This is a genomic window from Consotaella salsifontis, from assembly GCF_900167365.1.
In the GTDB taxonomy this organism is placed as follows: domain Bacteria; phylum Pseudomonadota; class Alphaproteobacteria; order Rhizobiales; family Rhizobiaceae; genus Consotaella; species Consotaella salsifontis.
Window position 1 is genome coordinate 111,885 of the sequence record NZ_FUXL01000014.1, and the last position, 9,269, is coordinate 121,153.

Here is a 9,269-nt window from a genome sequence, read left to right on the forward strand (position 1 = left end):
TCAGGCGTTCTTGGGCTTCACCAGCATCCGGCCGCGCATCTCCATGTGGAGGGCGTGGCAGAACCACTGGCAGTAGTACCAATGAACGCCCGGCCGATCCGCCGTGAAGGTGACGGAGGCGGTGGCCTGCGGCCCGATCTCCATGGCGACGCCATGGTTGCCGAGGGTGAAGCCGTGGGTGAGGTCGTCCACATCGTCCATGTTGGAGATGGTGATCGTCACCTCGTCGCCCTCGTTCACCTCGAACTTCTCGAGGCTGAAGGCCGGCGCCATGGAGTACATGTAGACGCGCACCTTGTTGCCGTCGCGGATGACGTCGGCGGCCGCGTCGAGGTCGACGCCGTCGGCCTTGGCACGCTGGCGAGCCTCCTCCCACATCGGATCGTCGCGTGTCCACATCGAGGCCGGCGTCACCTTGTCGGCGCGCACCAGGATGCAGTCGTGCGGCTCGGCGAAGGACGGGCCGTCATGGACGAGCTTCATCTCGCCCGTCGAGATATCGATCAGCTGGTCGTTCTCCGGCTTCAGCGGGCCGACGTTGAGGAACCGGTCCTTGGAGAACTTGTTCAACGAGATCAGGTACTTGCCGTCCGCCTCCAGGGTTTCGCCCATGGTGGTGTGGTTGTGGCCCGGCTGGTAGTGGACGTCGATCTTCTGGATGATGGGGTCGACGTCCTCGCCCTTGAACTTGGCGATGGCCTTGTCGATGTTCCACATCGCCATCTGGCTGTCGAGGAAGAGCGTCGTGAAGGCGTTGCCCTTGCCGTCGAAGGCGGTGTGAAGCGGCCCGAGGCCCAATTCCGGCTCGGCGACCACGGCCGAGCGCGGCTCGGCGCCGTCAAACACCTTGTCGAGCAGGTCGACGTCGATGACGGTGACGGTGGGCGACAGCTTGCCGTTGATGCACAGGTGCTTCTTGTCCGGCGCCATGTTGCAGCCGTGCGGGCTGTTGGAGACCGGGATATAGGCGGTGTAGGGCGAGCCGTGGCGGCCATCGAGCACCTTGACGCCCTTGTGCTCGGTATAGTCGCCCTTCTTGATACCCTCCTCGATGCGCTTGATGTTGAAGACCGTGACCCAGTCCTGCTCGTTCGCCGTCATCTCGGCGACAGTGACGCCGCCTTCGGAGTTGTAGCAGGTCGAGAAGGCATATTTGCCCTGATAGTCGGCGTCGCAATTGTCGAGGTTGCCGTCGACGATCACCTGCCAGGCAATCTCCATCGTGTCGCCGTCGATGGCGGTGAACAGGGAGACGTACTTCTCCGGCTCGTCGAGGATCGTGCCGTCGTTGGGCAAGGGAATGCGGTGTTCGCCATTGGCGAAGACATAGCCGGTGCGTGGCCACTTCTGCGGGCGCAGGCCGTGAATGTCGGAGGTGTTGGGGATCTCGATGATCTTGTCGCACTTCATGACGTCGCAGCGCACGCGCGCGACGCGCGTGTTGGCCTTGTCGTTCATGAAGAGGTAGCGCCCGTCGTAGGTGCCCTCGGTGAAGGACATGTGTGGGTGATGAAGGTCGCCGTTCTCGTAGGTCTTCATCCCGCGCTTGGCGAGGAATTCCTTGGTTTCAGGCAGAAGGCCCTCGGTGAGGATCTTGAGGCTTTCGTTCGTGCAGCCCCAGCCCGTCGCCGAGCAGCGGTTGAAAACCGGTACGCGCATGAACTCGCGCATGGAGGGCACGCCATAGATGCGCAGCTCGCCGGACTGGCCCGACGACCAGAAGCCGTAATACTCGTCGAGCTCGCCGGGCTTGACCTCGACCGAGCCGGCTTCCTGGGCCGCGGCCGGTCCGATCAGGCTCTTGCCGCCGGCCAGCACCGCCCCCGCCAGCACCGCGCCGCTGGCCGTGCCGCTGAACAGCGCGCGCCGCGACAGTTTCGACTTTTCCTCTGGCATGACTTTCCTCTTCCTCGTTCTTGAGATCATTGGGCAGGGGTGGTCTCGGCCCTTGCCTTGGGCCGATAGGTGACGCCGGGCTGGCCGGAGCCGGAGGGAGCAAGGCCCGTCTGGGCTTCGAAGCGCTGGCGCTTCTTGATCTTGCCGATCACCACCGGGCAGCGATCCGCGCTCTGGTAGAGGACCTGGCAGTGCAGACAGGAGATGCACTCGTTGGGATTGATCTCGCCCGTCGGATGAATGGCCTGGACCGGGCATTCATGAGCGCAGGTCTGGCAGGGATTGCCGCATTCGCGGTAGCGCTTCAGCCAGCGGAACATGTGGAGCCGCGCGGGGATCGCGAGGCCGGCGCCCAACGGGCAGACGTAGCGGCAGTAGAACCGCTCGATGAAAAGGCCAGGCGCAAGGCAGGCCAGCGCGAAGAGCACGAAGGGCAAGGGCCGCGCGAACTTCAGGATGATCGCCGTCTTGAAGGGCTCGACCTCGGCATAGTGCTCGGCCAGCGCCAGCGAATAGAGCGACAGGCCGAAAAGACCGAGGAAGATGACGTATTTCACCGGCCACAGCCGCTCGTGAAGGCCCCAGGGCAGCGTCACCTGCGGCACCTTGAGGGCGCGGGCGATCTTGTTGGTCAGTTCCTGGAGCGCGCCGAAGGGGCAGAGCCAGCCACAATAGGCGCCACGCGCCCAGAACAGCAGCGCCGCCGCCACCGCGAACCACAGGAGGAAGATCAGCGGGTCCATCAGGAAGGTTTCCCAGCGGAAGTCGCTGAAGAGCGCCGAGGCGACGGCGAGGATGTTCACCACCGAGAGCTGGGCGTTGGCGTACCAGCCGACGAAGACCAGGGTGAAGACAAGGAAGCTGGTGCGGATGATGTCAAAGATACGCTCGTTCTTCGTCGCGAAGGTCTGGAAGAAGAAGATGCCGGTGAGGAAGACGAGCGCGAGGCTGAGGATGACGATCTCGACGCGCTTGGTCTGCCAGATCCTCTTCCAAAGGGCGTTGCGGATCTCGGCCGCGCCGTCATCGCCGGCGACGTTGGTGGGCGCGGCGGCGGCGGCATCGGCCTGCGGCGCGGCGGGCGCGGCCTGAGGCGCCGGCGTTACTGTCCGCAGATAGCGATCCGGCAGATCGTAGCCGAGCTCATAGGTGAGGAAGACCTTTTCGATCGGGCCGACGGCGCGCTGGACCAGCATCTGAAGGCGCCAGGGCTCGGCGGCGTCGAAGCCGGACTTGGCCGGAACGATGAAGAGATCGGCCTCGCCGAAGGCGGGCGCGCCCTCCGCCGCCACGCGCACCACGCGGCGATGCTCGCGGTCGCGGAAGCGATGGGACACGTCGTCCTGGATCACCTGGATGCGGTCGAAGATGCCACCGCGCACATAGCCCGAACCCTTGAACGACCAGCGCCCGGAACCGGCGATGAGGATGGCCTCGTCGCCCTCCTTCAGCATCTTCTTGAGATTTTCGTACTCCGAATCGCCGAGGAGGCTGCGGCCGATGGAAGGCTGGCTGGCGAGACCGACCCACAGGTCGATATAGGCGTCGCCCTCCGGCCCCGGCTCGGCATTCTTGTCGGTGCGCTGGTCGCCGAGGGCCGCGAAATCCTTGTTGATGGTGGCAACGTCGAGGGAGAAGTGCCGCAGCGAGCCGTCGCCGGCCAGCGTCTGCCAGTCCTGTCTCTCGTCGTACTCGCGATCGACGACCTTTTGCGCAACCGGACCGCCCGCCGTGGTGCTTTCGGCGTGGAAACCGCCGAGCCCCAGGGCTTTCGACACCTTGATGCCGGCGCGCCGGATCGAATCGTCGATCACCATGATGGTGACGGTGGCGCCCGAGACGATGTCGAGGTCGTGGCCGGAATCCTCGCCCGCTGCGTCCTTGTTGAGGTCGAGACCGGCGTATTTTTCCGTCACCGCCTTGATCTTGGCTTCGGGAATGCCGACCAGGACAATCGGCTCCGAATGCTTCATCAGCCGAACACCGGTGATGACGGCCGCGTTGGAAAGGCCGGCGAGAATGTGGATCGGCTTGCCGGAATAGCCGGTGGTGGGCACGAAGTCGGAGGTGAGGAACACCCAGCCGATCTCCTTGCCTCCCTCAAGCGCCGGCACGACGGGAACATCGCTTCGGATAGCGCCGAAGCTGTCGGCTCCCGGCACGAGGTCGCCGGGCGCGATCTTGTCGAGATACTGGCCGACGAGCGGCGCGGCCGGCGCGGCGGAGGCAGAAACCAGAACCGCCAGGAGAAGAAGCGTGAACCGGACCAGCCGGACAAGCGTCTCGATCATCCCTGTCAACACCGTCCTCGCCATTGGTCGCCCGGCTTCCCCCTGATGCGCTCGCCTTCCGCCCATGCGGGGCCGATGGCGCCTTCCGCTGACGAAAGGGCGCAGAAATCCTCTCCCGGGCGAGCCAGGCCGCCCGGTGCTCTTTTTGTCTCTTTTTCTGTTCGGCTTCGGTGTTACCGGCGGCGGGATCAGGCGACTTTGCACTTGCGCAAAGAGCCGGCCGATGCCGGACGACCCATCCGACGCGAGCGCCGGAAGCCGCCACTCTCGATCGCGATCACCGGGACCATCTGTCCTTGGCCGGAGAGATGGGTCGTCTTCTCACGCGAAAGCTGATCGTTCCTTGCCGGTATTGAGTAATAAAAATATGACTCAAGTCAATCCGCTCGTTCATTGATGAATATCCCCACGTTTGACGCGGCATTGTTTGATGCGATTCCTGTCTCCGGTTGATATTATTCAATTCGATCGACGTCTTGTTTCAGTCAACCTTACCGAGAGGAGCGCAGCTTTCTGACATGCAGGATTGGACGATCTGGTGCTGGATCGTCGCTCTGACGGAGCCTATGTCGTTGGATCCCTCGTCAGCCAGCGGTGGTGGCCAATCCAATGGAATCCGACGACGCGCTCCCGCCTCGCCCATCGCCACTCGGCGAGACGATCCTGATCGGCACGGCTGGCTGGACCATCCCCGCCGCGAGCCGGGACTGGTTTCCGGCCGAGGGCACGCATCTCTCGCGCTATGGCGCTCGGCTCGGCGCGGCCGAGATCAACTCGTCCTTCTACCGGCCGCATCGCCGATCGACCTATGAGAAATGGGCGGCGTCGGTGCCGCCGAGCTTCCGGTTTTCCGTCAAGCTGCCGAAGGCGATCACGCACGAACGCCGGCTTACCAATGCCGCCGAAGAGCTCGATCGCTTTCTCGGTGAAATCGGAGGGCTCGGCGAGAAGCTGGGCGTCGTCCTGGTGCAATTGCCGCCGAGCCTCGCTTTCGATGAGGCGCGCGCCGGCTTTCTGGAAGACCTCAGGCGGAAGTTTTCGGGCGGGTTGGCGCTGGAGCCGCGCCACGCGAGCTGGTTCTCGGCCGACGTCGAGACGCGCCTCGCCGAGCTTCGCATCGCCCGCGTCGCCGCCGATCCCGCTCCGGCTCCGGGCGCGGAAAGGCCCGGCGGGTGGCCGGGCCTTTGCTATCACCGAATGCACGGCAGCCCGCGCATCTATTATTCGCCCTACCCGACCGAGCGTCTGGAAAAGCTCGCCAGGGACATGATCCGGCGGGCGCGCGCGGAAGCGACGGTCTGGGCGATCCTCGACAACACGGCCGCCTTCGCCGCGACCGGCGACGCGCTCGCGCTTCAGGCGATGGTGGCGTCCGCCGGTGAAGGCGAGGTTTAGCCCTCCGCGTCGAGGCTTTCGACGATGACGTTGTGGTTGGTGTAGATGCAGATATCGGCCGCGATCTTCATGGCGCGGCGGGCGATCTCCTCGGCGGCGAAGTCCGTCTCGGCAAGGGCTCTGGCGGCCGCCAGGGCATAGTTGCCGCCCGAGCCGATGGCCATGACGCCTGCTTCCGGCTCCAGAACGTCGCCGGTGCCGGTGAGGGCCAGCGTCACGCGCTTGTCGGCGACGAGCATCATTGCCTCGAGGCGGCGCAGATAGCGGTCGGTGCGCCAGTCCTTGGCGAGCTCAACGGAGGCGCGCATCAGCTGGTCGGGATATTGCTCGAGCTTGGCCTCGAGGCGCTCCAAGAGGGTGAAGGCGTCCGCCGTCGCGCCCGCGAAGCCGGCAATCACCGCGCCATCCTTGCCGAGGCGGCGCACCTTGCGCGCGTTGCCCTTCATCACGGTGTTGCCTAGGGAGACCTGCCCGTCGCCGGCGATGACCACCTTGCCACCCTTGCGGACGGTTACGATCGTGGTGCCGTAGATGGTGGCGGGGTCGTGGCGTTCGAAATCCATGTCGGTATCCTTTCATCCAGCCGGCCGACCCTTCCGCGATGAAGCGATCCGGCCGCTGATCCCGGCTCATGTATGAAGTGCAAGCGGCAACGCCAACTGTCGCCCAGCCGAAAGGCACGAGGAGCGGATGGCGAAGTGGAAATGACCGCGCCCGCCTGATAGACACACTCACAGGCAGACAACGGGAATGGTGGACATGGGCGAGACGGCCGGGCGGCGCGATGCCACGATCGAGCGCAAGACGAACGAGACCGAGATTCGCGTACACGTCGATCTCGACGGCACCGGACGGGCGAAGGTTTCCACCGGCGTCGGCTTCTTCGATCATATGCTCGACCAGCTCGCCCGCCACTCGCTCATCGACATGACGGTTGAGGCCAAGGGCGACCTCCATATCGACGATCATCACACGGTGGAGGACACGGGCATCGCGCTCGGCCAGGCGATCCGCAAGGCCATGGGCGAGCGGCGCGGCATCCGCCGCTATGCCTCGCTCGATCTCGTCATGGACGAGGTGATGACGCGCGCCGCCGTGGATGTCTCCGGGCGGCCGTTCTTCGTGTTCCAGGTGAAATTCGAGCGCGAGAAGATCGGCACGTTCGACACCGATCTCGTTCGCGAGTTCTTCCAGGCCCTGGCGCAGCACGCCGGGTTGACCCTGCACATCGTCAACCTTCATGGCGACAACGCCCATCATATTGCTGAAACCTGCTTCAAGGCGGTGGCGCGGGTGCTGGGAGAGGCGCTGTCGGTGGACCCGCGTCAGGCCGACCTCGTGCCCTCCACCAAGGGAATGCTGGCGTGATCGGCAAAGGCAGGCCAGAATGACGCGCTACATCGTCTTCGAGCCGCCGGGGGAAGAAGCGCGCAGCGATCGCGCCCTCTTCGTGCGGGACGGTTGGTCGTTCTGGGCCCTGCTCTTTCCCTTTCTTTGGCTGTTTCGCTACGGGCTGGTGATCTCCGGCCTTCTCGTCCTCATCATGGACATTCTCGTTGGCGTCGTCGCGGCGCGCGCGGGGCTTGAAACGGCCGGCACGCTGGTCAGCTTTATCATCGGCCTGCTTGTTGCGCTGGAGGGGCCCTCGCTCAGGGCTTGGCGGCTGCGCCGGCGCGGCTGGCGGGAGGGCGCCTCGCTGGTGGCGCACGATCTGAGCGGCGCCGAGCAGCTTTATTACGCTGGCGGGCGGGAGAGCACCGCGCCGAGCCCGTCGCCACAGGCCAATTCGCCGAGTTCGGGCGGGCCACGGCCCGCTCCCGCCGGCCTGTTCGACTGAGAGGAGCGCCTCGCATGCAAAGGGTCGCCATCATCGATTACGGCTCGGGCAATCTGCACTCCGCCGTCAACGCCTTCCGGCGCGCCATTCTGGATCACGGCATTGCCGCCGAAGCCGTGCTGACCTCCGATCCCGACGTGGTCAGGAGCGCGGACAGGATCGTTCTGCCCGGCGTCGGCGCCTATGCGGACTGCCGGGCCGGTCTTGGTGCTGTCGCTGGCATGGAAGAGGCGCTGTTCGAAGCCGTCGAAACCCATGGGCGGCCGTTTCTCGGCATCTGCGTCGGCATGCAGCTCATGGCGTCCCGCGGGCTCGAGAAGGCCATCACGCCGGGATTCGGCTGGATCGAGGGCGACGTCACCTTGATGAAGCCGGCTGATGCCGCTCTCAAGATCCCGCAGATCGGCTGGAACACGATTCACGTGAGACATGATCATCCGCTTCTCGCCGGCATTCCGACGGGCGAGGACGGCCTTCATGCCTACTTCGTCCACTCCTATCACCTCGCCGCGCTGAACGACGCCGACATCGTGGCGGTGACGGACTACGGCGGGCCGGTTACGGCGATCGTCGCCAACGCCAACAAGGCGGGAACGCAGTTCCACCCGGAGAAAAGCCAGCGTCTCGGCCTCTCCCTCATCGCCAACTTCCTTGCCTGGAAGCCCTGAGCCATGCCCATCCTGTTTCCCGCCATCGACCTCAAGGACGGCGCATGTGTGCGCTTGAAGCTCGGCGACATGGCCGAGGCCACGGTCTACAACGCCGATCCCGCCGCCCAGGCGCGCGCGTTCCTGGACACAGGCTTTTCCCACCTCCACGTCGTCGATCTCAACGGCGCCTTCGCCGGCAAGGCCGTCAACGGAGCGGCGGTCGAGGCGATCCTCTCGGCGGTCGGCGGGGCGATGAAGGTGCAGCTCGGCGGCGGCATCCGTACTCTTGACGACGTGGAGCGTTGGCTGGACAAGGGCCTGTCGCGCGTCATTCTCGGCACAGTGGCGGTGCGCGATCCCGCGCTGGTCAAGGAAGCGGCGCGCCGCCATCCCGGCCGCGTCGCCGTCGGGATCGACGCCAAGGGCGGCAAGGTCGCAGTCGAGGGCTGGGCGGAAACTTCGGAACTTTCGGCCGTGGAACTGGCGAAGCGCTTCGAGGATAGCGGTGTATCCGCCATCGTCTATACCGATATCGACCGTGACGGCGTTCTTGCTGGCATCAACTGGGAAGCCACGATCGGGCTTGCCGAAGCCATCTCCATTCCGGTCATCGCCTCGGGCGGGCTGGCCTCCATGGCGGATATCGAGCGCCTCGCGGCGCCGGATGCCGGCAAGCTGGAAGGCGCGATTTCGGGACGGGCCCTCTACGACGGGCGCATCGACGGGGCGCAGGCGCTCGCCCTGCTAAGCGCATCCCGATGATGTTTCACGTGAATCAACGGCAAAGAAGCGGGCGTCATCAGGCGCCCGCCTGTTCTTTCAAATCATGGGCTTTCTGAAGCCTAGAGCGGGATGAGATTAGGATCGTCCATATCCTGAGTTGACGAGGTAGTTGCTGCATTCGTCGGCGGAGATGGTGGAGAGGATCTGGCCGATGGCGGAGCAGACGGCGTCTCTGGTGCGCTGGCCGGCTTTGCGCAGCAGGTGCTTCAGCTTGGCGAAGAGCTGCTCGATGGGATTGAGGTCGGGGGAGTATTTGGGCAGGAACAAGAGCTTGGCGCCGGCGGCGCGGATCGCCCGGCGCACCGCCTTGCCCTTGTGGCTGCCGAGATTGTCCATGATGACGATATCGCCGGGCTTCAGCGTCGGCACCAGCACCTGCTCGACGTAGAGCCGGAAGCGCTCGCCGTTGACCGGTCC

General features: G+C 65.1%; 9 protein-coding genes. 5 read left to right on the forward strand and 4 right to left on the reverse strand.

Translation table 11 applies throughout. The features are described from left to right. Entirely contained in the window at positions 1-1,896 is a 1,896-nt protein-coding gene (gene nosZ / locus B5D38_RS17410) for a TAT-dependent nitrous-oxide reductase (RefSeq protein ID WP_078709712.1), read from the reverse strand. A 26-nt stretch (positions 1,897-1,922) separates the two neighbouring features. Continuing rightward, entirely contained in the window at positions 1,923-4,187 is a 2,265-nt protein-coding gene (locus B5D38_RS17415) for a NosR/NirI family protein (protein ID WP_078709713.1), read from the reverse strand. Positions 4,188-4,796: 609 nt separating this feature from the next. On the opposite strand from B5D38_RS17415, the gene B5D38_RS17420 reads away from it, so the two are divergent. Then, positions 4,797-5,582 carry a DUF72 domain-containing protein gene (locus tag B5D38_RS17420; RefSeq protein WP_078709714.1) on the forward strand — a complete coding sequence of 262 codons (786 nt, stop codon included), beginning with the start codon at positions 4,797-4,799 and terminating at the stop codon, positions 5,580-5,582. On the opposite strand, the gene hslV is transcribed toward B5D38_RS17420, so the two are convergent. Then, positions 5,579-6,145 carry an ATP-dependent protease subunit HslV gene (gene hslV / locus B5D38_RS17425; protein WP_078709715.1) on the reverse strand — a complete coding sequence of 189 codons (567 nt, stop codon included), beginning with the start codon at positions 6,143-6,145 and terminating at the stop codon, positions 5,579-5,581. The genes B5D38_RS17420 and hslV overlap by 4 nt on opposite strands. Positions 6,146-6,341: 196 nt before the next feature. Here hslV and hisB point away from each other — a divergent pair, with 196 nt between their 5' ends. Genes hisB through hisA form a run of 4 tightly spaced genes read left to right on the forward strand, consistent with a single transcriptional unit; the run spans position 6,342 to position 8,831 of the window. Beyond that, positions 6,342-6,950 (forward strand): imidazoleglycerol-phosphate dehydratase HisB, encoded by a 609-nt coding sequence (hisB, locus tag B5D38_RS17430; RefSeq protein WP_078709730.1) that lies wholly within the window; start codon positions 6,342-6,344, stop codon positions 6,948-6,950. 19 nt (positions 6,951-6,969) lie between these two features. Continuing rightward, positions 6,970-7,419 carry a DUF2628 domain-containing protein gene (locus tag B5D38_RS17435; RefSeq protein ID WP_078709716.1) on the forward strand — a complete coding sequence of 150 codons (450 nt, stop codon included), beginning with the start codon at positions 6,970-6,972 and terminating at the stop codon, positions 7,417-7,419. Between the two features lie 14 nt (positions 7,420-7,433). Then, on the forward strand, positions 7,434-8,087 hold the full coding sequence (gene hisH, locus B5D38_RS17440; protein WP_078709717.1) for an imidazole glycerol phosphate synthase subunit HisH: 654 nt from the start codon (positions 7,434-7,436) through the stop codon (positions 8,085-8,087). A gap of 3 nt (positions 8,088-8,090) precedes the next feature. After that, positions 8,091-8,831, forward strand: a complete 741-nt coding sequence (gene hisA / locus B5D38_RS17445) for a 1-(5-phosphoribosyl)-5-[(5-phosphoribosylamino)methylideneamino]imidazole-4-carboxamide isomerase (RefSeq protein ID WP_078709718.1) — start codon at positions 8,091-8,093, stop codon at positions 8,829-8,831. 96 nt (positions 8,832-8,927) lie between these two features. Here hisA and B5D38_RS17450 read toward each other — a convergent pair. After that, a partial coding sequence (locus B5D38_RS17450) for a transposase (RefSeq protein WP_131829957.1) occupies positions 8,928-9,269 on the reverse strand: 342 nt, incomplete at its 5' end.

Bases quoted from the DNA above. Each gene is read 5' to 3' on its own strand.
- nosZ (WP_078709712.1), bottom strand. From the start codon at position 1,896: ATGCCAGAGGAAAAGTCGAAACTGTCGCGGCGCGCGCTGTTCAGCGGC.
- B5D38_RS17415 (WP_078709713.1), bottom strand. From the start codon at position 4,187: ATGATCGAGACGCTTGTCCGGCTGGTCCGGTTCACGCTTCTTCTCCTG.
- B5D38_RS17420 (WP_078709714.1), top strand. From the start codon at position 4,797: ATGGAATCCGACGACGCGCTCCCGCCTCGCCCATCGCCACTCGGCGAG.
- hslV (WP_078709715.1), bottom strand. From the start codon at position 6,145: ATGGATTTCGAACGCCACGACCCCGCCACCATCTACGGCACCACGATC.
- hisB (WP_078709730.1), top strand. From the start codon at position 6,342: ATGGGCGAGACGGCCGGGCGGCGCGATGCCACGATCGAGCGCAAGACG.
- B5D38_RS17435 (WP_078709716.1), top strand. From the start codon at position 6,970: ATGACGCGCTACATCGTCTTCGAGCCGCCGGGGGAAGAAGCGCGCAGC.
- hisH (WP_078709717.1), top strand. From the start codon at position 7,434: ATGCAAAGGGTCGCCATCATCGATTACGGCTCGGGCAATCTGCACTCC.
- hisA (WP_078709718.1), top strand. From the start codon at position 8,091: ATGCCCATCCTGTTTCCCGCCATCGACCTCAAGGACGGCGCATGTGTG.